The following is a 25,029-nucleotide window of genomic DNA, read 5'->3' on the forward strand; positions in this document are numbered from 1 at the left end:
GAGCGCATCGTGAGGCCACCGGATGCCTCGACTAGATCACAGGTTGCTGCAGCGCCGCAATACACGGTTGCAGGTGCAACAGAACGCGCCGGCATCCCGTGCCGGCGCGCGGTCGGGCTCAGCCGCAGCGCACGCCGCTGACCAGGCCCTTGTCGTCCACTTCGATGTTCAGGCGGTCGCCGAGGAACTCCATGGTGGCGACGTCATTGGGCTTCATGACGCGCAGCTGGTGGGCACCGGCATCTTCCTGCGCCTGCTTGCCCAGCGCGTCGGCGTAGGCCTGGCCGACCAGGCTCTGCACCTGGCTGGCATCGCAGGTGCCGACCGGCGGTGCCTCGGTGGCCTTGCCGGTTTCGTCGGCCGGCGCCTTGGCGGCTTCGGCCGCCTGCTGGGCGTGGGCCGTGGCCGAATCCTGTTCATCCAGCGCCGGAGCCTGGCAGGCGGTCAGGGCCAGCACGGCCGGCAGCAGCAGGGCGGAGAGCGAACGGGCGCGAATCGGGAACGACATCATGACTCCGGAAGGGATTGTGAAAGCCCGAGCATAGCGGCGAACCGACCCTCACGTGTTTGTCTTCTGTTATCGACAGGTTCGCGGCATCGCGACAGCGACACTGCGGTCATGCCAACCTCCTCTACCCCCGAACGACAGGCCGCGCGCGCGGCCGGCCTGCGCTATGTCGATGACACCCAGCCAGGCATCAGCCGGCGTCGCGCCGGCAAGGGCTTCAGTTACCGCGATGCCGATGGCCACGCGGTTCGCGATGCCGCCACCCTGCAGCGCATCCGTGCGCTGGCGATTCCACCTGCGTATACCGCCGTGTGGATCTGCGCCCACGCCAATGGCCACCTGCAGGCCACCGGCCGCGATGCGCGTGGACGCAAGCAGTATCGCTACCATGCCGATTGGGCGAAGGAGCGCGATGCCGGAAAGTTCGACCGCATCATCGCCTTTGGCGAGGCGTTGCCCACGCTGCGGCGGCGGCTGTCGCGCGATCTGAAGCAGCCCGGCTTCCCGCGCGACAAGGTGCTTGCGGTGGTGGTGGCCCTGCTGGCCGACACCCTGGTGCGGGTGGGCAACGAAAGCTATGCACAGGAAAACAAATCCTACGGGCTGACAACGCTGCGCAACCGCCACCTGGACCTGCTGCGCGGTGGCCGCGTGCGCATGCGCTTCCGGGGCAAATCCGGGCAGTTGCACGAGGTGGTGGTGGGCGATCGGCGGCTGGGCACGCTGGTGCGCGGCATCCAGCAGCTGCCCGGACAGGCGCTGTTCCAGTACCGCGACGACGAAGGCGCGCTGCAGCCGGTGGATTCCGGCGCGGTGAACGACTACCTGCGCGAGGTGATGGGCGAAGACTTCACCGCCAAGGACTTCCGCACCTGGGGCGGCACGCTGGCGGCGGTACAGGCATTGGCCGCCACCGAACTGCCGGAACCGGCCAGCCAGCGCGCGCTGGCCAAGGCGCAGCGTGAAGTGGTCTGCCAAGTGGCGGCACGGCTGGGCAACACGCCGGCCGTGTGCCGCAAGGCCTACATCGACCCGTGCGTGTTTGCCGGCTGGGAGCGCGGTGAGCTGGCCTCGCTGGCCGGCCTGCGCGGCCCGCGGCAGTGGGAGCAGGCCACGCTGAAAGTGCTGCGCCGGGCGCGGCGGCTCAGTCGCAGTCGTCAGCCGCAGTAGATCGCAACGATGTTGTTGGTCCGGCCCTTCTCGATGGTCAGGCGGTCGCCGCCTTCGCTGGCCGGCGGCACCCTCGGGCCGTCGTGGCGCAGGACCCGCACGTGCAGGCTGTCGCTGTCCACGCGTGCGCGGGCCACAGTGGCGTCCGAGGCGGCCAGGCCCACCGCGCCGCGCACCCTGTCGCTATGGCACTGGCCGGAAATCACACCGTCGATCGGCTGCACCTGGGCCATCGGTGTGCTGCTGCAGGCGGCAAGGGCAAAGCAGGCGGCGGCGGTGGCGATGGCATGTTTCATGGAGGCACTCCTGGTGTGATTGCGTGCAGGGTGCGACGTCAGACGTGGTGGCGGAATGAATGCCGTGCACATCGTGGACACGGCGCGCTCACCGCCGCCAACAGCGTGGGTGGAGACACTGCAGGAGCGGCATGGGCCGCCCCCCGGTAGTGCCGGCCGCTGGCCGGCAGCCCCTTTCCCTCCCGAGGAGACCTGCATGGCCACCACCAGCAAGACCCCCGCCCGCCGTAAGGCATCGCCGAAAGTGCGCAAAGGCAGCACCCCGACCAAGACGGTCGCCGACCCTGATCGCCCGCGCGTGGTGAAGACCGCAACCCGCAAGGCAGCCGCCAGTGATCCACGGGCGGCACGCGTCGCTGCACGGCAGCGGCGCCTGCAGGACCAGGAGAAGGCCAAGGACGCCCGCGCGGCCAAGAAGGCAACGAAGAAGACCGCCACCCAGGCCGGCGCACGCCGGCAGCCGGAGGCGATGCCGGCACAGCAGCTGGCCAAGCCCGGGCACGAGCACGAACTGGAGCTGGCGCCCCGTTTCCTTGCGCCCGACTACAAAGGCAGCGGCAAGCTGCAGGGCATGCGTGCGATCGTCACCGGTGGCGACTCCGGCATTGGCCGTGCGGTGGCAGTGTTGTTCGCGCGCGAAGGTGCGGATGTGGCGGTACTGCACCTGGACGAGGCCGAAGACGCGGACATCACCCGCCAGCACGTGGAACGCGAAGGCGGCCGCTGCGTGGTGATCGCCGGCGATGTGCGCGATCCGTGTTTCTGCAACAAGGCCGTCAAGCAGGTGGCCAAGGCGTTCGGCGGCATCGACATCCTGGTCAACAACGCCGCGTTCCAACTGCACTGCGAGCGCCTGGAAGATCTGGAGGATGCGCACCTGCAGGAAACCCTGCAGACCAACATCGGCGGTTACATCCAGATGGCGCGTGCGGTACTGCCGCATATGGGCGAAGGCGCCAGCATCATCAACACCGGCTCGGAAACGGGGATCTTCGGCAGCAAGGCGCTGATCGACTACTCGGCCACCAAGGGCGCGATCCATGCGTTCACCAAGGCGCTGGCCAGCCAGCTGCTGCCGCGCGGCATCCGGGTCAACTGCGTGGCGCCGGGGCCGGTGTGGACGCCGCTGAACCCCGCCGACAAGCAGGCCGAAGACGTGGCGGAGTTCGGCAAGGACAGCGACATGGGCCGGCCCGCACAGCCCGAGGAACTGTCGCCGGCGTATGTGTTCCTGGCCTCTCCGGCCTGTGCCAGTTACATCAGTGGGGTGATCCTGCCGGTGATGGGCGGGCCACGGGGCTGAGTGTGATCTGCCTGAATGCGGCGTGGCGGCGAAGGTGTGCGGTGCGTCAAAAAGCCCCAGCCGGCGGCTGGGGTAGGCTGACTCCGTACTGATCACGTCCAAGGAACGACCATGCCCGAGATGGATATCGATGCGGCGGCCAACGAAGTCGTCGCCCTGCTGAGGCAGAACGACCCGCGCGCTGCAGCCGCCCGCCTGAACGCCCTGCACGACGGGCAGAGCGCCGTGGTGCAGGAAGCGCTGGATCGCTACGTGTCGGTGCGCGCCGCCACCGAGCTTGAGACATTGCGGCGCAGCGGAGGTGTTGCCGCAGCTGATGCGACGACGGTGAACCCGATGCTGGACCGTCTGAGCAACGCGGAGCGTCCACCACGGATGCCCGACGCGGCTGAGACCGCAGGCCTGAGCCAGGCCCAGCAGTACGACGTTTATGGCAGCATCGTGGCCCAGCGCGGCAACACCGCGGCGAATGACGCGATGGCGACGCAGGACCGCGTGGTGCTGGGGCTGCGCGACGAGAACCGCACCACCGAGGCACGTGGGCGTGGGGTCTACGACGACCGCATCGTAGTGCTGTGGAAGGATGCGCAGGGCCAAGGCCATGTGCGCGAGTTCAACCAGGCCACGACCGAGCCGACCGCCCAGTACGACGGTCATGCCAAGACCACGCCGCGCAGCCCGGGCTTCGGCAATGTGGCGCCACGCACCAAGACCGAGGGTGAGGATGTCAACGGCGACCGGGTCAAGGACCTCGGACGCCTGGGCGAAGGCACTACGGAGATGCGCGCGACTACTCATCCACGCAATGGCCATCCCGATGAGTTCGCGCTGCGTCCTTCGCAGGATGCAATCACGGCGGGCACCGGACGGGTGGAGCGCGACAGCAATGGCGACGGCTGGTTCGATGCGCGCGATACCCAGGGCGTGCAGGACCTCAACGACACCTTCAAGATCCATCGCGGCAGCCGGTCCAACACCGATTCGGCCGGCTGCCAGACCATCGGCGGCGGCGAGTACGACGACTTCGTGTCGACGGTGCGCGGCACGCCTGGGCAGAACCGCTGGCAGTACGTGCTGACCTCGGTTGCACCCGGCCAGGCGCGCGAGCTGGGGCAGGATGTGCCGCTCGCGGCCAACGACGATCCCCGTCAGCCGCAGCATCGCGACCATGCCCTGCAGCAGCAGATCAGCACCCGCCTGCACGCCCTGGGTGGACGCTACGCCGAGCATGCCGACGACTACAGTCTGGTGATGCTGCGCGAAGCGAAGGCCGCGGGCATCACCCGGGTCGACCAGATCGTGGCCAGCAATCCCAGTGCTGGACGTGCGGCGGGCGAAACACTGTTCCTGGTGCAGGGCAGTCCGGGCGATCCTGCGGCGCTGCGCGCAGGGGTCAATGCAGCCGAGGTGCGCGACACCGCGGTGGAATCCAGCCTGCGCCAGCTGCAGCAGCAATCGCGCGAACAGGCGGCACCCGTGGCCGCGCCTGCACAAACGCAGGAAGCGCCGGCGATGGGAGGGCGTTGATCGATGATCCGATCGCAGCTGACGCCGAGCGTTCCATTGATGCTGCTGCTGGCCTGCAGCGCCTGCGCGCCCGCTGGAGAGCGCGTCGCGCCGGTGGCGCCCACTGCCAGCTCGGCCGCGAAACCGGAGGCCCTGCCTGCGCAGACCCTTCCCACGGATCGCGGACTGCCCGCATTACCGAAGGCTTCCGGCAGCGTCCATCCCGGCGGCCGCTACGCTACCTTGCCCGAACCTGCCAGGCAGGTGCTGGCGCAGTTGAAGTGCAACGTGGAGAGCGCCAGCAAGGTGCAGGTGCTCTCCATTCCCGCGCAGGATGGCCAGCAGGATTTCATGGTTACTGATCGCAGCGGGCCGCGTTTCCGCTATTGGATGCGGTCGTTCTCCGGCAGTGGCGGTATCACCGGCTATCTGGTGCAGCTGCAGGGCTGCCCGGCAACCACCACGGGCATGCGCGCCTACATCGCACAGGGAGCCGCACCGCTGCAGGATGTCACCGCATCCATCCTGGCGCAGGCCGGGTTGCCCGATGCGGCGACCATGACGGCCTACGAGGACAAGGGCGCGGGCGATCTGTTCGCCTTCATCGGCGTGCTGGACAAAGTGCCCGTGCTGCGTTGGGTGGCCGAAGCCGACCCCGAACAGCCACTGACCGCCGATGCACGCAGCTTCGACCATGGCAATGCCATGCACGGCGGTTTCCTGCGCTGGAACCAGGATCACTTTGAAGTGTCCAGGACCGTGCCGGCCGGGTTATGGCCCTGCGATGACAGCCCGCTATTGCCGTGCCAGGGCGACCCGTTCGTGACCGGGCGTTGAGGCATCGCGCGCATAGAAATCGGCAATGCGTGGAATGAACTGCTGTGGATTGGCACCGACAAGATTGGTCAGTACCACCACCGCCACGCCGCGCTCGGGATAGACCACGAAGGCCGAGCGCGCACCGCCGATACCGGCCACCTGAAGGTCGGGCGATGCGTGCAACACGGGCCAGCCACCCGCCCACGGGCCGGCACGGCCATCCGCCAGGCGCTCTACGCTCCACATCCGCCGCAGGGCCGTCTCCGGCAGCAGGCGGCCTTCGGTCAGCGCGACCAGCCAGCGCGCGGTGTCGTCGGCGGTGGTGAGGATGCCGCCACCCGCCCACAGTGAAGGCGGTATGTCGTAGAACCAATGCGACAGGCGGGACGGCGCATCTACATCGTCGGTGGCACGCGGGGCCAGGCTGTACATCGTCGCAGCATCCGGAATCAGGTCGTAGCTGTCGCCGAAGGTGGTGCGGGCCATCCGCGCGCTGCTGAACTGGCCGGTGGCGAGGAAACGTTCGTAGGGCATGCCGGATTGCTGCGCGATGATCCGTGCCAGCAATACGTAGTTGGTCTGGTTGTAGGCGAAGCGCTGCCCAGGCGCCGCTTCCAGCGGTCGAGCTGTCACCGCCGCCCATGCCTGTGCTTCGGAACCTCCGCCCAGCAGCCCGTTCGCATCAAGGATGTCCGGAAGGCCGGAGGTATGCGCCAGCAGCTGGTGTACGCGTACGTCTCTCCACGCTGGCGGAAGATCACCCAGATATCGCGAGGCCGGCGCGTCCAGATCCAGCTGCCCTTGCTGAGCCAGCTGCGCGGCAGCCACGCCGGTAAACGCCTTGGTGGCCGAATTGAGCGGGAAGCGGGTGTCCCGCGAGGCAAGCGCGCCGTTCTCGACGTTGGCCAGGCCGTAGGCTTCGTAGAGCACGATCTGCCCGTCCTTGACCACCGCGACCTGCAGCCCGGGGATGCGCTGCTCCAGCATGATCTGGCGGATCAGGCGGCGGGTCTGGTCGTTGGCCTGGTCCTGGCTGGCAGAGACGGCGGCGAAGGGCAGGGCACTGATGAGCATGAGCACGACTCGGAGCGTTGGGCGGAACATGCGGAATTCCAGCGGGCGTTGCGAATCGGATGCAGACAGCGCGTCGAAGGTTTAAGCGCTCGGTGCCCTACCGTTCGTCGGCCCGTGACTTCCGGGGGGTTGACTACAGCTGTCGTCAAGCTGACAGTGGCGACACGTGTAGTCAAGGGAGTGGTGTCATGCGCGGCAAGACCATCGGGGACCAGGAACTGGCCCTGCTGCAGTACATCGATGAACATGCGCCGGCCAGTGTCGGCGAGGTCGCCAGTGGCTACGGCGAGGCCCGCGGGCTGGCCCGCTCCACTGTGCTGACGATGATGGAGCGCCTGCGGGCGAAGGGGTATCTTCAGCGCCGGCAACAGGACGGTATCTACCGCTACCAGGCCACCCGCGGCCCGCAGAGCGTGCTGCAGGGCGCGGTGGCGCAGTTTGTCGACAACACCCTGCAGGGCTCGGTGTCGCCGTTCGTGGCCTATCTGTCGCAGCGGCAGAAGGTCAGCGACAACGAACTGGCCGAACTGGAAGCGCTGGTCGCCCAACTCCAATCGCGTCGCCACGAGGGCTGAGCCATGGACACCACGATGCTGATCCCGATGCTGGAACGGCTGGGCTGGACCAGCCTGCAGACCGTGCTGCTGGTAGCCCTGGTATATGGCGTGTGCCGCGCGCTGCCGTCACTGTCGGCGGCGACCCGCTGCCGCCTGTGGTGGCTGGTCTCGCTGCAGGCCGTGCTTGGCCTGTTCTGGAGCCAGCCGCTGCAGCTGGCCTGGCTGCCCGCACCGCAGGCGGTGGCGATGACCGCAACCGATGCGGCTGCCGACGTGGTCTATCCGCTGGCCCCGGAAGCCTCGGCGCAGCTGCTGGCGACGATGCCGATGCCTGCAGCAGACACGCCAGCAGTGGCGTGGTGGGCCATCGCACTGGCCGGCTTGTGGATGTCCGGCGTGCTGTTGACGGCCCTGCGCACCTTCGGTGAATGGCGTCGCTGTCGCGCGCTGCTGGCAGCGGCCTATCCCTGCGAGGACCAGGCGTTGGTGCAGGCCCTGCAGTTGGCTTCCGATGCACATGGTGTGCGGCCTGCGCCGCGGTTGTGGATGAGCACGCAGGTGGACGCACCGCAGCTGGTCGGTCCGTTCCGCCCGGTGCTGCTGTTGCCGGCTGGCGACAACGCCCTGCAGGGCGACGCGCTCGACCTGGCCCTGACCCACGAACTGCAGCACCTGCAGCGGCGGGACCTGCAGTGGGGCCTGCTGCCTGCGCTGGCCCAGCACCTGTTCTTCTTCCATCCGCTGCTGCGCCTGTCGGTGCGTGAATATGCACAAGCGCGCGAAGAAGCGGTGGACGCAGCGGTGGTGGGCCAGCACGCTGCCAGCCGCCAGGCCTATGGCCGTCTGTTGCTGCAGCTGGGGGTGGCACCGCAGCCGCACCTGGGCGTGGCCAGTGCCGCACCGGATGCCACCAGCCTCAAGCGTCGCCTGCTCTCGTTGCAGCCACGCCGTGCCTGCCCCCGCATCCTGGCGATGGCGTTGACGGCGGCCGTGGTACTGGTGGGTGTGGCGCCGATGCGGCTGGTCGCTGCGCCGGTACCGCCGGCACCGCCCGCGCCACCGGCGGCACCCAAGGTCGTGGCGCCACCACCGCCGAAGGCTCCCAAGGCTCCGGCCGCACCGCCATCCGCCGCGGGCGTGCCGGCGGCCCCGGCCGCGCCTGCAGCACCGGCCGCGCCGGCCGAACCCGCTGACGCGACCGGGCCCGACGATGCCGATGTGGCCGATGTCGGCGACGCCACGGGCATGGCCGAAGACGATGAAGGCACGACGTCGGCCGCCACCTCCATCACCACCTACGGTCGCCTGGACCTGGGCAGGTCGCCCCGGGAGGCCTTCGTTCTGGTTGATGGTGATTCGACCTTCGCCAACGGCGGCATGGACGACGTGACGGTGGCCCGCAGGCAGCTCGGCAAGGGCCCGGCGTTGTGGTTCCGCCAGGGTGACAAGCGCTACGTGGTGCGTGACCCGATGCTGATCCAGAGCCTGCAGCGTGCCTACAGCGGTGCCGGAGAGCTGGGCCGCCAGCAGAGCGAACTGGGCCGCCAGCAAAGCGTGCTGGGTCGCCAGCAGGGCGAACTCGGCAGGCAGCTGGGTGAAATGGGCCGCCTGCAGGGCGAGCAATCGCGCCGCATCGCACTGATCGCCGCCGAGGCCGCGCGCAGTGCGATGGCCGCGCATGACATCAACCGCGAGGCGGCGGCGGAAGCGGCAAAGGCGGCGCGGGGCGCGACCTACGATGTGGCCGTTGCCCGCGAGGCGGCACGTGAGGCCGCCGCCGAGGCACGCCGTGCGATGCAGGAAGCCCGCAGCGAGGCCGCGCAGTCCGGCCGCACTCGTGACATGCAGCGCCTGGCCAGCCAGCAGTCTGAACTGGCCAGCCGCCAGGCAGCGCTGGGCAGCCAGCAGGCCGCGTTGGGCGAGCGCCAGGCACGCGTGCATGCCCAGGCGTCGCAGCAGGCGCAGCAGGTGATCGCGCGCGCCCTGGCCAGTGGTAAGGCCGAGCGACTCTGATCGGTAGTGCCGGCCAGCGGCCGGCACTACCCTGGGGCGATCAACCGCAGCTGGCGCGCTCGATCCGGTTCTGCGCATCCACCTGCACCGTCACGCGGTCCTGGCGGAAGTCCATGGTCACCGCCATGCCCGGCTTGACCACCCGTGCACCGCGCGCGCCGCTGGCGGCCACCAGCTTCTTGATGGTGGCTTCGTCAGCCGTCTTGCCGGTGAAGGCCTCGAGCGCCTCCGGCTTGCATTCGTGCGCGGCGTCGGCCACGGGCGCCGGCGTGGGATCGGGGGCGGTGCTGCCGCCGGCGTGACTGCAGGCCGCCAGTGGCAGAATGGCAAGCAGGGCAAGCGGATTGAGGCGCATCGTCGGGCTCCAGGCGTGGATGGTGGTGGCAGTGTCACCGCTGCCACCGTCAGGGCATGTCAACGCGGCCCCGTGTGTCATTACCGGCCGACCAGCGCCAGTGTCTCGCGCTCGCGCTGTTCCTCGCGCACCAGCCGCTGCAGCAGCAGGGCCAGGGTCACCACGTCCTGGTGGTTGTGGTCGGCCACCCGGCGCAGGTTCACCGCATCGCCGCCGCGCAGGAAGCGCAGCCATGCACCGGGTGCTTCCGAGCCGGGCAGGTCGTCCTCGCGCACCACGCGCAGCAGCTGGCGTTCGATGGTGGACAGCTTGCAGTTCTCCCAGCTGCCGCGATAGCGACGGCGCGTGGGGTAGAGCAGGTCGACATGGTCCAGTGCGGTGATCGGGTCCGGCTGCCGGGCCAGCCGGTAGCGCGCCTTCAGCAGCGGCGCATCGTAGCTGCGGCCGTTGTAGCTGCAGAACACGGTGGACGGTCGCAGCCAGCGGGCAAAGGTGGCCAGCATCGCGTCCTCGGCGGCCATGGTGGCCATCAGCAACTGGCGGATGCGCAGGCCCTCGCCACGCTGCGGGCACACATGCCAATCGGCCGCGCCGATCATGAAGGCACGGGTGCCGGTGCCGCCGGCCAGGCCGGTGGTCTCGGTGTCGAAGAACAGCAGATCGCGTGCAGCCATGTGCTGGTCTTCGCGCTTGGCGAAGGCCAGAGACAGTGGGGCAGTTGGGATCGGCTGAGGTTGCAGCGATTCGATCAGGAACAGACCCGGCGCGATTTCCTCGCCCGGCAGCTGGCGATCCTGTGCGCTGGCACGTGCCGGCGTGGCGCCGCTCCGCGAGCGCATGCCGAGCAGGCGATGCAGGCTGCCCACTTCCGGCCGCCGCAGTTGGGCCGGTGTGTGCGCCGATGTGGCCGCCGCAGCACCTGTGGGCTTGTGGCGGATCTCCTGCTCGACCCAGGCGAACACCGAACGCTCGGCCGGTGGTTGCTGCGCATCGTTGGCGGCCGGTGGTGCCGGTGGCGCAGGGGCAACGTCCGACGCCGCCGGCGTGGCCGCTTTAGGGTCGCCGGCCTGCTTCCGCAGCAGGCGCAGCTTGTCCAGGCTCAGGCTCACGGTGCCAGCAGCTCCATCGGGTCGCGCGCGGACGCCACCACGTCGGGCACGTGCCGGCAGGCCTCGGCGTCGAACAGGTCGAGCACGCGCAATGCCAGCGCACGTGGCGAGGTTTCATCCTCTTCCTGTGCAGCCAGCACCGGGCCGACGCAGGCCGGGCAGCCGGCCTTGCAGTCGCAGCGTTGCACCAGTTCACGCGCGCGCTGCACCAGCTCCGCCTGACGCTGCCACAACGGCTCGCTGAGGCCGACGCCACCGGGGAAGTTGTCATACAGATACACAGTGGGCACGAATTCCTGCAGCAGTTCGACAACGCCAGGATCTCCCTCGCTGCCGCGCAACTGGCCACGGCCGCTCTGGTCGGCGATCGCAAACCAGGAACCATCGCCGTTGCCGACCGACTTCTGCAGGTCGCGCGCATCGGCCATCACCGCCACGGTGGCGACGATGTGCAGCGCATACGCCGCACCGAGGAAGCCATCGAGCGCATCCTGCCTGCTGGCGAAGGCGCGTAGCAGCAGTGCCTGCGGCAGCTGCCACCACACTGCGGTGGTGTGCAGTTCCTGGTCGGGCAGGTTCACCGGACCGTAGCCGATGTTTTCGTGGGTGTAGTAGCGGATCTTCTTGTAGCCGGCCACGCGCCGCACCACGTGCACTTCGCCATGGTGCGAATCACCGCGCCCGGCCACGCCACCATCGAAGCGGTCCAGCACCTTGAGCTTGGTGAAGTCGATGCTGTCGGTGTAGTAATCCACATGCGTGCGGGTGACGTAGGCCTTGCGGCCCTCCCAGTCGAGCGTCTCCACCTGGTAGGGCGTGGACTGCACCATGTGGATGGCGCCTTCATACAGCGTGAGCGCAGCGGCGGAGTAATCGACCTCGGCGATGATCTGCTGGCGGCCGTCGCTGCGGTCGACCACCACGAAGTTGCCATCGGCCACCGCGCGCAGGCTGACCGCGTTGGCCGGATAACTGTCGGCGATCCATTCCCAGCGCTCGCCTTCGCGGTGGATGACTTCGGTTTCGGCCAGCGCTTCCAGGAACACTTCCGGGTCGATCGGGCCGAAGCCATCGCCGACCCGGAACGGCAGTTCAAAGGCCGCGCAGCGAATGTGGTCGAACAGGATCAGCGGCTGGTCTGGCGCAATGCGCGCATGTTCGGGCGAGGCTTCGGCGAAGAAGTCCGGGTGCCGCACCACGTACTGGTCCAGCGGCTGCGAACTGGCCACCATCACACCGAGTGCGGGTTGCTGGCGGCGACCGGCACGGCCGAAACGCTGCCAGGTGGCGGCCACGCTGCCGGGGTAGCCATTGAGGATGACCACGTCCAGGCTGCCGATGTCCACGCCCAGTTCCAGCGCCGAGGTGCTGACGATGCCGTCGATGTTGCCGGCTCGCATCGCACGCTCGGTCTCACGGCGTTCGGTCGGCAGATAACCGCCGCGGTAGGCGCGGATGCGCGGCGGCTTGCGCGGGTCGTGGTCGAAGATGTCCTTCAGGTACTTGGTCAGCACCTCGACCATCAAGCGGGTCTGCGCGAACACCAGGGTCTTCAGCCCGGACTTGATCGCGATGCGGGCGATGCGGTTGCTCTGCGAGCGCGCCGAGGCACGCAGGCCCAGGTCGGGGTTGATCACCGGCGGGTTCCACAGCAGCACCTGCTTCGGCCCGGTGGGCGCACCGGATTCAGTGATGGCAGTCACCGGGGCCTCGATCAGCGCTTCCGCATGCGCCTGCGGGTTGCCGATGGTGGCCGAGCACAGGATGAACTGCGGTTGCACGCCGTAGAACGCGCAGATGCGCTTGAGCCGGCGCAGCACGTTGGTGACGTGGCTGCCGAACACGCCGCGATAGGTGTGCACCTCGTCGATGACGATGTAGCGCAGGTTCTCGAAGAACTGTGCCCACTTGGTGTGATGCGGCAGGATGGCCTGGTGCAGCATGTCCGGGTTGGACACCACGATGTCGCCATGCAGGCGGATCGCCTGCCGCGCATCGCCGGGGGTGTCGCCGTCGAAGGTGAAGGCCTTGACGCCGAGATCGCCGGCACGATTGAGTTCCAGCAGCTCGGCCACCTGGTCCTGGGCCAGTGCCTTGGTCGGGAACAGGTACAGCGCCTTGGCCTTGTCCTGCATGGCCGCGCTGACCACCGGCAGGGTGTAGCACAGCGACTTGCCGCTGGCGGTGGGGGTGACGATGGCCACGTGCTCGCCGCGCTGGCTGGCCTCCCAGGCTTCGGCCTGGTGGCTGTAGAGCTGCTCGATGCCGCGTGCCTTCAGTGCAGCGGCCAGCGCCGGTGATACCGAGTCGGGAACGGGCGCGTAGCGGCCTTCACGGCCGGGAATGGCGAAGCTGCCGGTGATGCGGTCCTGGTAGCGGCGCTGCAGGCGCGCGCTGAGCAGGGCGCCGTCGCGGGCGGGCAGGCCATCGCGGGTGGCGAGCTTCTGCTCGGCATCGGCGGTGCGCTTGGCGAGTTCGTAGGCCATGGAAGAGGGAGGGAGCCGGGACGGATTGCGAGGGGTCACATGGCACCACATCCGTGTCTCAGGATGTGAGACACCAGCATGGGAACGAGTGAACCGTTCAGTGCCACGGGGCGGGACGCTGCGCGATGTCCGCGTCAAGCGCGCGGCGGCGGAGCAGGAACTGCACGGTGCAGACCACGATCTGCACCGCGTGCCAGCCCGATGCCAGCACTGCGAGCACCCCCCAGCCATAGGCAGCCGCCCATGCAGGATCCGGACGGAGCGGTGGCATTCCGCCAGTGCCGAACACCAGCACGCACAGGAGCAGGCCCAGCCATGCCAGATGCCACGACCATCCTGTGGGCGGATAGCGCCGTCGGTCGCTGGCCAGGCACCATGCCGTCCCTGCGCCCAGCACCCATCCATCACAGGCGCGCACTTCCAGCACCATCGAGCGTCCGCGGGAGAATGCCGCAGCGTGCTCCCATTCCGCTGGAAGCTGCACACGGCGGTCATTGCCAAGCAACCACACCCGCGAAGTCTGGGCAGTGCGCTGGTAAGCGCGCAGGCGTCCGCGAACCTGCAGTACGCGCTGAGCCGTCGCGGGGCTGTTGCGGCGAGGGAGTGCCAGCCAGGCCGCCAGCCCGGCGATGGCGAGCAACGGCATGGCCAGCAGCCCTGGGGCGCCAGCGGCGGCCCATGACGCCAGTGCGGCAATCACCAGCGGGGAAGGGCGCAGGCCGGGTCCCCGTCGCATCGAAACTTCTTCGGGTGTCTCCAGGCGCTCGCCACAGACGCGGCTGGTGGCTGCAGCCGGCCGTGCAGCAGCGATAGTGAAGCCGTTGAGACATACCACCACCGCCGCGCGTTTGCCCAACACCACTTCGGCTTCATTGTCTTCCGCGAGGTAGGGCCACGCCTGCTTTGGCACCAGTGCGGGAACGCCACCCAGCAGGCCGTCACCGACCGGGAAGCTGTTCCGGCACGTACCGCCGGTGAATGCTCCACGCAGCCGCTTTATCTGGTCGTCATGGTCGCAGCCGGCCAATGCGCGCAACGGTGCCAGTGCCCTGTGTTCGTCCGCGCCCAGCGTACGCAGCGTGCTGCTCCGGCGCAGCGAAGCCATGCCTGCGTGGACACGTGATGTCCATTCGGCAACGGCCGCGATGACCATCAGGGGCACGATTGCCAAACCAACCAGTACTGCTGCGCGCGACATCAGCAGGCGACCGGCTGCCGTGGCGGGATTGTGGAGGGAGCTGTCATGAGGGAGCGCCGTACCGGGAGAACGGCAGGATGCCGTCCCCGTCCCCCGGGGGGGAATGAAGTTCATTGCAAACTTCGGTGTCCCGGCCGCGCAGCGATGATGCGCGACACAGCCTGAATGCCCCCGCCGTTGCCAACGAAATCTGAAGCCGGCATCCGTATGCTTGGGCGCTGGACGCAACCAACAGGGTGGATGGCTGTGGCACGACGTGGAACGCAGGGAGCACTCCTGGCCGGCATGCTGCTGGCCGGCATCGCACAGGCGCAGCAGGCCGCGCCGGTGGCGGTGCCCGATCCTGCACCCGTTCCCCCTGCAGATGCGCCGCCCGCCCCCACCGCACCGATCTCCACCACCTTGCCGCAGGACAACGTCACCACCCTCGGCGAAGTGCGTGCGCTCAAGCCCGATGACGAGCCGCTGGACCTGTACCGCTTCAAGAACCCGGTGAAGTTCGGCGATAACCGTTTCAGCCGCGACTGGAGCGAACCGCCATCGCCGGAGCAGGTCAGCATGGGCGGTGGCTACATCATGATGGGCGTGGTCAAGGGTGTGCTGGCGGCAGCCAAAGGCATCAACAAACTCACCGGGGGTCCGGACCAGATCCAGGCGGCCGTGGCGCGGCCACCGCCAGAGCTCAGTGCCGAACAGCAGCAGCGCGCGCTGCGGTTCTCACAGGAGCAGGATGCCGGCGACACAGCGCCAGTAAAGTAGGCCGGTATATCCTGCGGGCTCCCCCACCGGTAATGCTGTCATGTCCCTGCGTTCATTCTGCCTGCTGGCCGCGTTGCTGCCGGCCTCCGCCTTCGCGTCCGATATCGCCGATGGCGGCGCCTGCCGCAACGGCGCATTCCCCTCCGAGCAGAGCGGGTTCGCGCTGGCGCGCGTGGTCGACGCCCCGCGCCTGTACCTGCTCGGCGACATGGATGGCTGCCCCGCCAAGGGCGAACCGGCCTGCCGCCAGCGCAGCTATGTGGTCAACGGCGATACGGTGGTGACCGGTCGCGACCTGGGCCGTTACCGCTGCGCGTTCTTCCCGAACAAGGTGGGCGGCAGCGCCGGCTGGGTCGACCGCAGCAGGCTGCAACCGTTGCCGGTGGCCGTGCCCACGCTGCAGGACTGGACGGGCCACTGGAAAGATGGCGACAACGGCCTGCGCATCACCGTGCAGGGTGGACAACTGCATGTGGATGGCGACGCTTACTGGCCCTCGGCCAACCCCACGCCGGAACAGCGCCCGTATGGGCCGAACCTGGGCCAGGTGGAAGCGCGTGCCATGCCGCAGGGTGCCGATGTCGAGTTCGTCGAGGACACGTGCCGGGTGCGTGTGCACTCGCTGGGTGAGGTGCTGATCGTGGCCGACAACAGCGAATGCGGTGGCATGAACGTGCGCTTCAATGGCGTGTATCGGCGCGCGGGGAAACGTTGAAGGACGCATGAGGGTGGGGCTGGTAGATCCACGCCATGCGTGGATGCCGTTCGCGATCCGATCGGTGGGGTCAGAACCCTTTCGCTGGCGAAAGGGTTCTGACCCCAGGATCAGCGCCGTCGCTCCAGCCACCACAGCAGCGATGCGCACAGCACGAACGCCAGCCACCACGGCCAGCGCGATCCCGGCACGGGTTGCATCAGCGACGCGGTTGCCGGGGAGCGGCCCGCCAGCGCCTGCGTGGTTGCATCGATCATTGCCTGCTGATGCAGCGCGGGCGCGTCCTTCGGGTCGAATGCATAGCGCCAGAGGGTAGCGTCGCCGTGCTGCAGGCGCTGCCAGCCCGCCTCGCGCGGCCACCAGCCCGCGCAGCGCAGGTCTGACGTCGCGCCATCGACGATCAGCGGCGTGCCTTCGCCGCGTGCGTTGAAGGCCTGCAGCGGCGCCTGCACGCCGCATAGCGCCTGCCGTTCGCCCGCCCAGCTGATCGGCTGTGGCGACCACAACGCCTCAGCGCTGCCCTGCGCCCGCGCCAGCGTGGCAACCACGCCGCTCCACAATTCGCCGTGGCGGTCATCGCGGCCGGCAAGTACCCAGCGCCAGCTGTCGGTGATGGGCAGCAGGCCGATGCGGCCTTTGCCGGTAGCGCGCCAGCCACCGACAGCCTTGCCGGTGCGATCGTGCAGCAGCGCGTTGCTGCCAGGTACCTGCAGCGCCAGTGCTTCCAGTGTGGGCAGCGCGGCGTCGTGCGAACTGCGGTCTGCCTCTTCGCCGTAGCCGGTCGGCAGCGTACCCGCGGCGAGCGGGCCACGTCGTGCGGCGAGGACCGCGCTCTCGCCGTCGCCGGGAAGTTCGAGGACCTGGCTGCTGCCATCACCCCGCAGCGGCAGGCCCAGATCGTGCAGGCGTTGGCGCGCGCTGGCCGAAGGGGCGCCCGCACTGCGTACCAGCACGCCCAGTCCTTCGCGCAGCGCCTGCCGCACAGCGGCCAGCTGGGCGGCATTCAATGCCGCCAGGCTGCGCTCGTCCAGCAGCAGCAGATCGCTGCGCGCCAGCGACGCCGCGTCCAGCGGCAAGGCCCCGTCGCCAACGCTCAGGCCGGCACCGGTATCGGCCTGCACCTGCACGCGGATGCCGGCATCGGCTGCCCAGCGGCGCAGGTACTTCAGTTCGGGGCCCGGCGCGCTGGCACGCACCTGCAGGCGCAGCGGCGCCGCCGGCAGGGTCTGCTGCGGCACCGGCACGCTGTCCACCACATGGCCGTCGGCATCGAGCAGGCGCAGCTGGAACACGCTGCGGCCTTCGGCCCGGGCGATGCCACTGAGCTGCACGCGGCCGTCGTCGGCCACCTCCGCGCGATCGACCACGCTGCCGGCGGGGTCGAGCAGTTCCGCCTTTGCCCTGGCAACGCCACGCGCCTGTGCCTGTACCTCGAAGCGTGCGCCGGGCGCGGCGTCGGCCGGTGGCTGCAAGGCGACCCAGCCGCGCGGCGTCGCTGTCGGCTGCCAACGTACGTCGCGTGGCAGTACTGCGTCGCGGTCACGCGCGACCAGGCCGGCACCAACCAGCGTCAGCGTGGAGGCCGGATGCTGCCGCAGCGCGGTGGCCAGGTCGGGTACGCGCTTTGCGCCGGGCACATCGGCAGCTTCCGGCAACAGCCACAGCGGACCTTCGCTGGCCGGGAACGCGCCGGCCCTGCTGGCATCGATTCCGAGCACAACCAGCCCGCCTGCGGGTTGCTGGCGGGTGGGCGGCACCAGGCAGAAATACAGTAGCGTGGCGACGATGACCTGCAGCCCGATCCCCCCCCAGCGGCGGCCACGGTGCGTGGTGTTGTTGCGCGACTGGCGAACGCTGGCGATCGCCACGATCACAGCGAGTGCCAGGGCGATCCACAGGTTCAGGCCGGAGGGGTTCATGGCTGCGCCTCCAGCGCGTCCAGGTAGCGCTGGCCCATCGCATCGGCGGCACCGCGCCGCATCGCCTGCGGCAGTGGACGCTGCAGCGCCCGCCACAACTGAGCGCGCAGGCGCCGGCGGCAGTCGCGGCAACCGGGCTCGATGCGCAGCTGCTCGATGGCGGCAGCCAGATCCAGCGCATCGGGCAGGTAGGCGGCATTGCGCTGCTGCCAGGCAGCGAGTGCATCGAGGTCGGGCACGCTGGTGTCCTCACCGAGGCGCTGCCAGGCTTCAACGATGGCCCGGTCGGGCGGCGTGCGGGCGGCCAACGGCAGTTCACGACTGGCCAGTCCGGCGCGATCACCGCCGAGGCGACGGCCTTCATCGATCGGTGGCAGCTCTGGCCCGACCCGGGCCAGATAGATGCGTTCGGCCTGCTGCACCTGCTTGATGAAACCCAGCGCCTTGTAGGCAAATGGCAACGCCTGCTCTGGCCGGCCCTGGCGCAGCTCGCCTTCGGCCGACCACATCTGGTCCAGCGCGGCCTTCAGCGTGGCCCGGGTCTGCGGGTCGAGCAGGGTCGCGGCCTCGGCATGGTCATGGGTGTGGCCGTATTCGGAGAGCACATCGGTGGCGCTGCCGAACACCGGTGGCGAATCGGCATTGGACGCCTTGCCGCCGTGATCGTGGCCATGCTCATCGTGTGCCCCGGCCTCGGCGCCATGGTCGTGCTCGTGCTCGTCGTCGTGGCTGCCTGCAGCTGGCGCATCGCTGGTGGGCAGGTCGCTGGTCGGCGGCGGCTTCGGTGCGCCTTCGCTTTCCTCACCCAGGAACTGGCCGTAGCGCAGGCGCAGGATGCGCTGGTCGACACCGATCGCATCGCTGCGCTTCACGAAGTCCTCGGCGGCGAGGCTGCGTCGCTGCCGGATCAGCGCTTCGGCATCGATGATGATCTGCCGCTGGCTGCGGAAGTGGGCCGGCAGCGTCTTCTTCATGCGGCCTTCCAGTTCGGCACCGAGTGCAACCTTGGCGCTGGGCAGGCGCAGGATCACGCTGCTGCTGCGCCCGGCCTGCGGTGTTGGCGCGTGGTTGTCGCGTACTTCCAGCTGGGCGATGACATCGCTGCCGGGCTGCGCGCCCAGCGAAGCCAGGTCGAGGGTGTACGCGAAACGCCGTGCAGTCGCTTTGCCGCTGCCGGTGAGGCCGACACTGCGGCGAACGAAGGTGATGTTCTCGCCGCTGCCCTGGGTAATGGTGATCGACAGCGTTGCCTGCGTGGCCACGGCGTAGTCATCGCTGGCTTCGAAGCGCAACGACCACTGGCGTTGCCCGGGCGTGCCCAGCACCAGGGTCGCGGCGGGCTCCAGCACGCGCACGCTGGGCGCACGATCAGCGACCACATCCAGGCGATGCAGGTGGGTCTGGGCCAGTGCAGGTTCGCTCACCACGCGGTACAGCACAGGCACGCGCGCCACATCCTGCGCCAGCCACTGCCCATCCTGCTCGCTCAGCGGCAGCCGGCGGCCGTCGTGGAACTGAAGCCATGCCTTGTCCGGCGCGCGATCGAAGCGCAACGACCACGACAGCCGGCTGTCCGCGGCGACCTTGGCATCCAACGCGTTCTGGGTGCGCGTGGCCTGGCCGGTATAGGCCGGTGCGTCGATCCGCAGGCGGGTGGACTGAAGGTGCAGCGGGCCGGCGGCAGCCGTGCTGACAGGCGCCGATGTGCGCGCCGGTGCGGAGCCGGGGCCGGAACGTGGCCAGCCGAATGCCAGCGCAGTGATCGCCAGGCCTGCGACCCAGCTCAGGGCCAACGCCCTGCGCGGCCAGCGCGGACGCAGGTCCGGTGTCGCGCGCTCCAGCGTGGCCAGCACATGCGCGCGCTGGCGCTGCTGCAGCGGATTGAGCGTTGCCATATCGGCGAACAGCAGGTCGGCACTGTCCTCGCTGGCACCGCCGGCATCGAGCTGACGCTGCACCCACTGTGGGTCCAGCTGGCGGGCACGTGCGGTGGCGAGCGCTGCGCAGGCGAGCACGCTGACCGTGCCGACCACGCAGGCGATATCGAAGCCCGCCAGGCGCAGCGCCAGCGTCGTCGCGGCCAGCGCCCACGGCAGGCCCAGCAGCAGGGTAACGAGTGCACGGCGACGGCGTGCGCGTTGCCAGGCGTACTGCAGGGTGTTCATGCGGCCCCCCTGCGCCGGCGACTGCTGGCCACCCAGCGCTCCAGCGCGAACAGCACCACGATGACCAGCAGCAACCACGTGGCTGGCTCACGCGCTGGGGGCGCTATGGCGGGCAGTGCGGCCCGGCGTGGTGCCTGGTCCTGTGCATCGCCGAGGCGCGGTGACGCTGGCGGTTGCAGGGCCAGCAGCAGGGCACGCGGCAACTGCGGGTCGCGCAGCGCAGCGTTGCCTGAGGCATCCCAGTCGCCGGGTAGTGACAGCAGGACGCCGTGGCCGATGCGCTGCTGCCACAGCAGTGGTGTGCCGTCGGCGTTGCGCAGCAGGATGCCGGCGCCGCGAGCAGGCTTGCCGGCGCTCACTGCGCGACCGCCGTCGCGCAGCCACGCCTGCCAGCTCGCCGGCAGTGCATCGCTGCGGCTCCATACGCCGATCTCGCCGCGTTCGGGCAGCGCATCGGCCGACAGAGGAGCGAGCGGCGCCTGCATGCCCCACGCGCGCTGCAGTGCGTTCACCCAGTGCTGGGCGGCGGCCGGCGCATCGCTGTGCACGCGCAGACGCGGCATCGTCGCGGCACTCGGTTGCGGAGTGGCCGGTATCGGTTGCGGCCGCCACTGCACTTCGCGCGACAGCTGCAGGCGGGCGCCATCCAGACCGGGCAGGGGATCGGGAACGTGCGCGGTCAACGCGGTGCCCGCGGGCAGCTGTGTGTCCAGCTCGCGCAGCAGGCTGGGCAGCGATGCGCTGGATGCCGGCGGTGCCTGATCGATGGTGGGGAAGCCGGGTGCCAGCCAGTGCCAGTTGCCCTCTTCGGCGGTGCCGCGCAGTGCGGCGGCGTCCAATCCGGGAGCCACTACCGTCCACTCGGTGGGGACGGGCGCGGGGCCGGTCAATGCAGGGCGCGCCAGCAGCATGGCCAATGCAGCCAGCAGCAACAGGCGCACCAGCAGCAACGGCCAGTCATCGAAGCGGATGCGCTGGCGCGGGCGGATCTGCGCGCGCAGCCAGCGCAGCGCGGCGAAATCCAGCGGCGTGTACGGATGGCGCCGGGCCAGATGGATCAGCAGCGGTAGCAACCACGCAGCGAGCGCGGCCAGGCCCAACGGGAACAGCAGGGTCATGCACTGCCCCCACGGCCGAACAGCGCCTGCAGGGGTTGATCCAACGGCTGGTCGAGCCAGCCGGTGGCACTGGCAATGCCGCTGGCCTGTAGGCGCGACTGCAATGCGTTGCGTGCGTCAGCGAAGCGCTGCAGGTAGTCGGCGCGGATCGCCGCGCCATCGCCCAGCAGTTCCTCGCCCGTTTCCGGATCGCGGAAGCGATGGCCGGCGTCGAACGGGAAATCGCGCTCGTCGGCGGTCAGGATCTGCAGCAGTGCCACTTCACGGCGTGCGCTGGCCAGCTGCTCCAGCAGCACGATGCAGGCCGCGTCGAAGCCATCACCCATCGCCAGCAGCAGGTCGCCCGGGCGCACGCGCTCCCACAGCGGGCGCAGGCGATCGGCCACGGGCCAGCCGCCGCGTGCCTGAAGGGCATGCAGTTGCAGATGCACGCGGTCACGCTGGCGTGCGCCGTTCGCCGCGGGCACCAGCTGCAGGCCATCGCCATTGATCGCCAACAGGCCGAAACGGTCGCCCTGCTGCAGCGCCAGTTCCACCACGCAGGCGGCCACGCCGCGCATGTGATCCAGGCGCGTGCGCTGCGGTGCCGCGCGATCGGCCTGGCCGGCCGAGGCGGTGGCATCGAGCAACAGCCAGACCGTGATCGGGCTTTCGCGTTCGGATTCGCGCACGAAGAAGCGGTCCGAACGCGCGTACAGCTTCCAGTCGATCTGGCGCAGCTCGTCGCCCGGTTCGTAGGCCCGGTACTGGGCGAACTCGAGGCCGGCACCGCGGCTGCGGCTGGCGTGCTGGCCGATGCCACTGCTGCCGCTGGCCAGGCGCGGCCGCAGCCGCAGCAGGCGCAGGCGCGCACGCAGTTCCGGAGGCAAGGTCAGCGGGGTACCGGCGTTCACGCGTGGCTCAACCCGGGAACGGCACGGCCTGCAGCAGGGCGGCGACCACGTCGTCGGCACGCTTCTGCTCGGCCTCGGCGGCGAACGACAGCAGCAGGCGATGGCGCATCACCGGTGCGGCCAGCGCCTGCACGTCCTCGCGGTTGGCGGCGAAGCGGCCCTGCAGCAAGGCGCGCGCTTTTGCCGCGAGCACCAGCGACTGGCCGGCGCGCGGACCGGCGCCCCACTTCACCCATTGGTTGATCGCCGCCGGGGCGCCTTCGCCTGGCCGGCTGGCGCGCACCAGGCGGGTGATCCAGGCCAGCACGTCGGGGCTGACATGCACCTGCCGCACAGCCGCCTGCAGGGCGATCACCGCCTCGGCATCCATCACTTTCGGCACCGCGTCGGTGGCACCGCCGGTGGTCTGTTCCAGGATCCGCCGCTCCTCGTCTTCGCTGGGGTAATCCACCAGCACGTGCAGCAGGAAGCGGTCCAGCTGTGCCTCTGGCAGCGGGTACGTGCCGGCCTGCTCGATCGGGTTCTGCGTGGCCAGCACGAAGAACGGAGCGGGCAGCGCGTAGGTGGTTCCGGCGTAGCTGACGGTGCGTTCCTGCATTGCCTCCAGCAGTGCGGCCTGGGTCTTGGGCGGGGTGCGGTTGAGTTCGTCGGCCAGCAGCAGGTGGGTGAAGATCGGGCCCTGCTGGAAGCGGAAATGGCGATGGCCGGTGCCATGGTCTTCCTCCAGCAGCTCGGTGCCGAGGATGTCACTGGGCATCAGGTCGGGGGTGAACTGCACGCGCCGGAACTGCAGTTCCAATGCCTGGCCGAGCGAGCGTACCAGCAGGGTCTTGCCGAGCCCGGGCGCACCTTCCAGCAGGCAGTGGCCGCCAGCCAGCAGGCCGATCAGCAGCTGCTCGACCACGGTGTGCTGGCCCACCACCGCGCGTGCGAGCGCGGCGCGCAGTTCATCCAGGCGCGGCAGCAGGGAATCGAGGTCGGAGGAATTCATGGGCGTGCAGGTCCTGTCAATTGTTCAACGCGTACATCACGATGTTGACGCCAAAGCGGGTGTTGTCTTCGGCCAGGAAGCGCTTGTTGCGCCAGTCGTAGTCCCACTCGCAGCCATAGTCCTTGTTGCTGTAGAGCAGGCCCAGCCGACCACCGACCTCGATGCCCTTCAGGTAGTCGTGCACCAGGTCGTCGCCCCAGCCGTTGAGTTCGAAGCTGGTGGCGGGCGGACCGTCCGGGAAGCGGAAGAAACTACGGTACAGCGCGTGGCTGTTGGGCAGTTTCTGCAATGCCTTCGGACCGAACAGGCGGCCCATCTGTGCTTCGAACGAGGTGGCGAACAGCCCGTCGATGTCATGGTTGCAGTCGTCGACGAAGACGAAGCCGCCATTGCGCACGTAGCGCACGAAGTTCTGCCGTTCGGCGGCGTTGAACTCCACCAGCGTGTGCCCGGCCAGGTAGCAGAACGGCGCCTCCAGCATGCGCGGGTCGGCCAGGGCCACCACGTGTTCCTGCGGGTCCACGCGCAGCGATGTGTAGTCGATCAGCGAGGTGATCAGGTTGGATGGCATGCGCGCGTCCACGTCCCAGTCACCGGAGTCGTACTGCAGGCGGGTGAACCAGAAGTCATAGCGCGAACTGCGCGGGCCTGCCTGTGCCCAGGCCGGCAGCGCCGCCGCCGAAGCGGCAGCGGCCAACCAGCGCAGGCAGGCCCGGCGATCCATCAGACCGCGTCGGACAGCGAGGTGAAGGTGAAATCGCGCAGCTTCATCGGCGGGATCATCATCACGTAGCTGGATTCATCACCGGCCACACGCACCGGCTTGCCCAGCTCTTCGATGTTGTTGAGCATGATCACCGGCGACTCGTTGAAGCGGAAGTTCTTCACCGGGTACTTGATCTGGCCGTTCTCGATGTAGAAGGTGCCGTCGCGGGTCAGGCCGGTCAGCAGCACGGTCTGCGGATCGACCATGCGGATGTACCAGGTACGCGTGACCAGGATGCCCTTCTGGGTGCCGCGCACCAGCTCGGCGGTGCTCTTGTCGCCACCGCTCATCAGCAGGTTGCCCGGCGAGGCCTTGGCGGTCTTGCCCTGCTTCTGCGCCCAGAAGCGCGAGTAGTCCAGATTGGCGATCCTGCCGTTCTCGATGATGGCCATGCGTTCGCGCGGCAGCCCTTCGTTGTCCCACGGCAGCACCGGTGCATCCGGATGCCACGGGTCGGCGATCATGGTCACGCGCGGATCGTAGACCTGCTCGCCCAGCTTGTTGCCGCCGCCCTTCTTCGACAGGAAGCTGCGGCCTTCATCGGCCGAGCGTGCACTGAAGAAATTCATCATGAAGCTGATCAGGCCTGCCGCTGCGGCCGGCTCCAGGATGACCGTGTACTTGCCCGGTTCCAGTGCCTTGGCTTCGGCCGATTCGGTGGCCTTGCGCATGGCGATGCGGATGTCCTGGTCAGCCTTGAAGTCCGCCGCGTCCTTCAGGTTGCGGCCGACCCAGCCCGAACCGCGGCCATCTTCGGTGCGCACAGTGCAGGTGTAATCGAAGTTGGTGGTGCGCTGGTAAGCGAAGTTGCCGTTGCTGTTGGCGGTGGCCTGGAAGCCCTGGCCGTCCTCCAGGAAGCCGGCGGCGACCAGGCCGTGGCCGCGGCACGGGGCGATCGAATCGGCAGCAACCTTGGCACGGAAGGCCGGATCGATCGCGGCGGTGGATTCGCTGAAGGTCGGGCTGGCGCGGTAGCTCTGCTTGCCGATGGCCGGCATGAACTCCGGGTTCTCCGGGGCCAGGCGGGCCAGGTCTTCGGCACGGCGTACCACGCGTTCCAGCGCGGCGTCGTCGAACTCGTTGATCGAGGCAGTGCCGACGCGCTTGCCGAAGGCGACGGTGACCGCCAGCTCGGTGTTGTCGACGATGCCACTGGTGGAGACATTGTTCAGCGCGAAACGGATGTTGCCGCTGATCGCGCCGGCCAGCACGGCGGTGCACTCGTCGGCCTTGGACAGGGCGATGACCTTGTCGAGGATGGCCTTGGCCTGGGCTTCGGTGAAGATACTCATGGTGTAAGGGCTCCTGA

At 69.0% G+C, this 25,029-nt stretch carries 22 protein-coding genes; 8 read left to right on the forward strand and 14 right to left on the reverse strand.

Translation table 11 applies throughout. The features are described 5' to 3' along the window. Positions 1-118: 118 nt before the first annotated feature. Entirely contained in the window at positions 119-508 is a 390-nt protein-coding gene (locus PEM_RS18710) for an I78 family peptidase inhibitor (protein ID WP_032954733.1), read from the reverse strand. A 111-nt stretch (positions 509-619) separates the two neighbouring features. On the opposite strand from PEM_RS18710, the gene PEM_RS18715 reads away from it, so the two are divergent. Beyond that, entirely contained in the window at positions 620-1,678 is a 1,059-nt protein-coding gene (locus tag PEM_RS18715) for a DNA topoisomerase IB (protein WP_053497997.1), read from the forward strand. On the opposite strand, the gene PEM_RS18720 is transcribed toward PEM_RS18715, so the two are convergent. Beyond that, complete coding sequence (locus PEM_RS18720; RefSeq protein WP_005421049.1) at positions 1,666-1,974, reverse strand: hypothetical protein; 309 nt, start codon at positions 1,972-1,974, stop codon at positions 1,666-1,668. The genes PEM_RS18715 and PEM_RS18720 overlap by 13 nt on opposite strands. Before the next feature lie 196 nt (positions 1,975-2,170). Here PEM_RS18720 and PEM_RS18725 point away from each other — a divergent pair, with 196 nt between their 5' ends. The 3 genes from PEM_RS18725 to PEM_RS18735 all read left to right on the forward strand — a co-directional run bounded on the left by PEM_RS18725 (position 2,171) and on the right by PEM_RS18735 (position 5,620). Next, the gene (locus PEM_RS18725; RefSeq protein ID WP_111127224.1) at positions 2,171-3,277 is read left to right on the forward strand and encodes an SDR family oxidoreductase; all 1,107 of its coding nucleotides are present in this window, start codon (positions 2,171-2,173) and stop codon (positions 3,275-3,277) included. A gap of 111 nt (positions 3,278-3,388) precedes the next feature. After that, on the forward strand, positions 3,389-4,804 hold the full coding sequence (locus PEM_RS18730) for an XVIPCD domain-containing protein (protein WP_111127222.1): 1,416 nt from the start codon (positions 3,389-3,391) through the stop codon (positions 4,802-4,804). A 3-nt stretch (positions 4,805-4,807) separates the two neighbouring features. After that, complete coding sequence (locus tag PEM_RS18735; protein WP_111127220.1) at positions 4,808-5,620, forward strand: hypothetical protein; 813 nt, start codon at positions 4,808-4,810, stop codon at positions 5,618-5,620. Here PEM_RS18735 and PEM_RS18740 read toward each other — a convergent pair. Further along, positions 5,579-6,676, reverse strand: a complete 1,098-nt coding sequence (locus PEM_RS18740; RefSeq protein WP_111127254.1) for a serine hydrolase domain-containing protein — start codon at positions 6,674-6,676, stop codon at positions 5,579-5,581. The genes PEM_RS18735 and PEM_RS18740 overlap by 42 nt on opposite strands. A gap of 188 nt (positions 6,677-6,864) precedes the next feature. On the opposite strand from PEM_RS18740, the gene PEM_RS18745 reads away from it, so the two are divergent. Both PEM_RS18745 and PEM_RS18750 read left to right on the forward strand, forming a co-directional pair. Next, a complete protein-coding gene (locus tag PEM_RS18745) occupies positions 6,865-7,251 on the forward strand; it encodes a BlaI/MecI/CopY family transcriptional regulator (RefSeq protein ID WP_005421039.1) in 387 nt (128 codons plus the stop codon). A 3-nt stretch (positions 7,252-7,254) separates the two neighbouring features. Next, positions 7,255-9,246, forward strand: coding sequence for a M56 family metallopeptidase (locus PEM_RS18750; protein WP_111127218.1), 1,992 nt, complete (start codon positions 7,255-7,257; stop codon positions 9,244-9,246). 40 nt (positions 9,247-9,286) lie between these two features. Here the strand turns inward: PEM_RS18750 and PEM_RS18755 are convergent, their stop codons facing one another. From PEM_RS18755 to PEM_RS18770, 4 genes are all read right to left on the reverse strand, one after another. After that, positions 9,287-9,601 (reverse strand): I78 family peptidase inhibitor, encoded by a 315-nt coding sequence (locus tag PEM_RS18755; protein ID WP_053497987.1) that lies wholly within the window; start codon positions 9,599-9,601, stop codon positions 9,287-9,289. An 80-nt stretch (positions 9,602-9,681) separates the two neighbouring features. Beyond that, positions 9,682-10,710, reverse strand: coding sequence for a ribonuclease H-like domain-containing protein (locus PEM_RS18760; RefSeq protein ID WP_111127216.1), 1,029 nt, complete (start codon positions 10,708-10,710; stop codon positions 9,682-9,684). Continuing rightward, positions 10,707-13,196, reverse strand: coding sequence for a DEAD/DEAH box helicase (locus PEM_RS18765; RefSeq protein ID WP_005421015.1), 2,490 nt, complete (start codon positions 13,194-13,196; stop codon positions 10,707-10,709). The genes PEM_RS18760 and PEM_RS18765 overlap by 4 nt, the downstream gene beginning before the upstream one ends. Before the next feature lie 97 nt (positions 13,197-13,293). Then, complete coding sequence (locus tag PEM_RS18770) at positions 13,294-14,508, reverse strand: hypothetical protein (protein ID WP_240431562.1); 1,215 nt, start codon at positions 14,506-14,508, stop codon at positions 13,294-13,296. Positions 14,509-14,634: 126 nt separating this feature from the next. Between PEM_RS18770 and PEM_RS18775 the strand changes: the two genes are divergently transcribed. Both PEM_RS18775 and PEM_RS18780 read left to right on the forward strand, forming a co-directional pair. After that, complete coding sequence (locus PEM_RS18775; RefSeq protein ID WP_032954720.1) at positions 14,635-15,153, forward strand: hypothetical protein; 519 nt, start codon at positions 14,635-14,637, stop codon at positions 15,151-15,153. Between the two features lie 40 nt (positions 15,154-15,193). After that, on the forward strand, positions 15,194-15,868 hold the full coding sequence (locus tag PEM_RS18780) for a hypothetical protein (protein ID WP_005421010.1): 675 nt from the start codon (positions 15,194-15,196) through the stop codon (positions 15,866-15,868). A 110-nt stretch (positions 15,869-15,978) separates the two neighbouring features. Here PEM_RS18780 and PEM_RS18785 read toward each other — a convergent pair whose 3' ends face one another. Genes PEM_RS18785 through PEM_RS18815 form a run of 7 tightly spaced genes read right to left on the reverse strand, consistent with a single transcriptional unit; the run spans position 15,979 to position 25,012 of the window. After that, entirely contained in the window at positions 15,979-17,787 is a 1,809-nt protein-coding gene (locus tag PEM_RS18785; RefSeq protein ID WP_111127212.1) for a hypothetical protein, read from the reverse strand. Then, positions 17,784-19,952 (reverse strand): hypothetical protein, encoded by a 2,169-nt coding sequence (locus PEM_RS18790; RefSeq protein ID WP_111127210.1) that lies wholly within the window; start codon positions 19,950-19,952, stop codon positions 17,784-17,786. Before PEM_RS18790 ends, PEM_RS18785 begins: the two co-directional genes overlap by 4 nt. Further along, the gene (locus PEM_RS18795) at positions 19,949-21,070 is read right to left on the reverse strand and encodes a BatA domain-containing protein (protein WP_111127208.1); all 1,122 of its coding nucleotides are present in this window, start codon (positions 21,068-21,070) and stop codon (positions 19,949-19,951) included. The genes PEM_RS18790 and PEM_RS18795 overlap by 4 nt, the downstream gene beginning before the upstream one ends. Continuing rightward, positions 21,067-21,963 (reverse strand): DUF58 domain-containing protein, encoded by an 897-nt coding sequence (locus PEM_RS18800; RefSeq protein WP_111127206.1) that lies wholly within the window; start codon positions 21,961-21,963, stop codon positions 21,067-21,069. Before PEM_RS18800 ends, PEM_RS18795 begins: the two co-directional genes overlap by 4 nt. A gap of 7 nt (positions 21,964-21,970) precedes the next feature. Beyond that, complete coding sequence (locus tag PEM_RS18805) at positions 21,971-22,954, reverse strand: MoxR family ATPase (protein ID WP_111127204.1); 984 nt, start codon at positions 22,952-22,954, stop codon at positions 21,971-21,973. A 16-nt stretch (positions 22,955-22,970) separates the two neighbouring features. Then, positions 22,971-23,678, reverse strand: a complete 708-nt coding sequence (locus PEM_RS18810; protein WP_099552768.1) for a DUF4159 domain-containing protein — start codon at positions 23,676-23,678, stop codon at positions 22,971-22,973. Next, positions 23,678-25,012, reverse strand: a complete 1,335-nt coding sequence (locus PEM_RS18815) for a TldD/PmbA family protein (protein WP_065178690.1) — start codon at positions 25,010-25,012, stop codon at positions 23,678-23,680. The genes PEM_RS18810 and PEM_RS18815 overlap by 1 nt, the downstream gene beginning before the upstream one ends. Positions 25,013-25,029 lie beyond the last annotated feature (17 nt).

Origin of the sequence: Stenotrophomonas sp. Pemsol (genome assembly GCF_003586545.1) — a bacterium.
Classification (GTDB): domain Bacteria; phylum Pseudomonadota; class Gammaproteobacteria; order Xanthomonadales; family Xanthomonadaceae; genus Stenotrophomonas; species Stenotrophomonas sepilia.

What these genes read in the sequence shown, in the direction of transcription:
- PEM_RS18770 (WP_240431562.1), bottom strand. Translation starts at nt 14,508, where the DNA reads ATGAACTTCATTCCCCCCCGGGGGACGGGGACGGCATCCTGCCGTTCT.
- PEM_RS18780 (WP_005421010.1), top strand. Translation starts at nt 15,194, where the DNA reads ATGTCCCTGCGTTCATTCTGCCTGCTGGCCGCGTTGCTGCCGGCCTCC.
- PEM_RS18810 (WP_099552768.1), bottom strand. Translation starts at nt 23,678, where the DNA reads ATGGATCGCCGGGCCTGCCTGCGCTGGTTGGCCGCTGCCGCTTCGGCG.
- PEM_RS18730 (WP_111127222.1), top strand. Translation starts at nt 3,389, where the DNA reads ATGCCCGAGATGGATATCGATGCGGCGGCCAACGAAGTCGTCGCCCTG.
- PEM_RS18805 (WP_111127204.1), bottom strand. Translation starts at nt 22,954, where the DNA reads ATGAATTCCTCCGACCTCGATTCCCTGCTGCCGCGCCTGGATGAACTG.
- PEM_RS18795 (WP_111127208.1), bottom strand. Translation starts at nt 21,070, where the DNA reads ATGACCCTGCTGTTCCCGTTGGGCCTGGCCGCGCTCGCTGCGTGGTTG.
- PEM_RS18765 (WP_005421015.1), bottom strand. Translation starts at nt 13,196, where the DNA reads ATGGCCTACGAACTCGCCAAGCGCACCGCCGATGCCGAGCAGAAGCTC.
- PEM_RS18710 (WP_032954733.1), bottom strand. Translation starts at nt 508, where the DNA reads ATGTCGTTCCCGATTCGCGCCCGTTCGCTCTCCGCCCTGCTGCTGCCG.
- PEM_RS18790 (WP_111127210.1), bottom strand. Translation starts at nt 19,952, where the DNA reads ATGAACACCCTGCAGTACGCCTGGCAACGCGCACGCCGTCGCCGTGCA.
- PEM_RS18715 (WP_053497997.1), top strand. Translation starts at nt 620, where the DNA reads ATGCCAACCTCCTCTACCCCCGAACGACAGGCCGCGCGCGCGGCCGGC.
- PEM_RS18785 (WP_111127212.1), bottom strand. Translation starts at nt 17,787, where the DNA reads ATGAACCCCTCCGGCCTGAACCTGTGGATCGCCCTGGCACTCGCTGTG.
- PEM_RS18735 (WP_111127220.1), top strand. Translation starts at nt 4,808, where the DNA reads ATGATCCGATCGCAGCTGACGCCGAGCGTTCCATTGATGCTGCTGCTG.
- PEM_RS18745 (WP_005421039.1), top strand. Translation starts at nt 6,865, where the DNA reads ATGCGCGGCAAGACCATCGGGGACCAGGAACTGGCCCTGCTGCAGTAC.
- PEM_RS18740 (WP_111127254.1), bottom strand. Translation starts at nt 6,676, where the DNA reads ATGCTCATCAGTGCCCTGCCCTTCGCCGCCGTCTCTGCCAGCCAGGAC.
- PEM_RS18725 (WP_111127224.1), top strand. Translation starts at nt 2,171, where the DNA reads ATGGCCACCACCAGCAAGACCCCCGCCCGCCGTAAGGCATCGCCGAAA.
- PEM_RS18815 (WP_065178690.1), bottom strand. Translation starts at nt 25,012, where the DNA reads ATGAGTATCTTCACCGAAGCCCAGGCCAAGGCCATCCTCGACAAGGTC.
- PEM_RS18755 (WP_053497987.1), bottom strand. Translation starts at nt 9,601, where the DNA reads ATGCGCCTCAATCCGCTTGCCCTGCTTGCCATTCTGCCACTGGCGGCC.
- PEM_RS18750 (WP_111127218.1), top strand. Translation starts at nt 7,255, where the DNA reads ATGGACACCACGATGCTGATCCCGATGCTGGAACGGCTGGGCTGGACC.
- PEM_RS18775 (WP_032954720.1), top strand. Translation starts at nt 14,635, where the DNA reads ATGGCTGTGGCACGACGTGGAACGCAGGGAGCACTCCTGGCCGGCATG.
- PEM_RS18720 (WP_005421049.1), bottom strand. Translation starts at nt 1,974, where the DNA reads ATGAAACATGCCATCGCCACCGCCGCCGCCTGCTTTGCCCTTGCCGCC.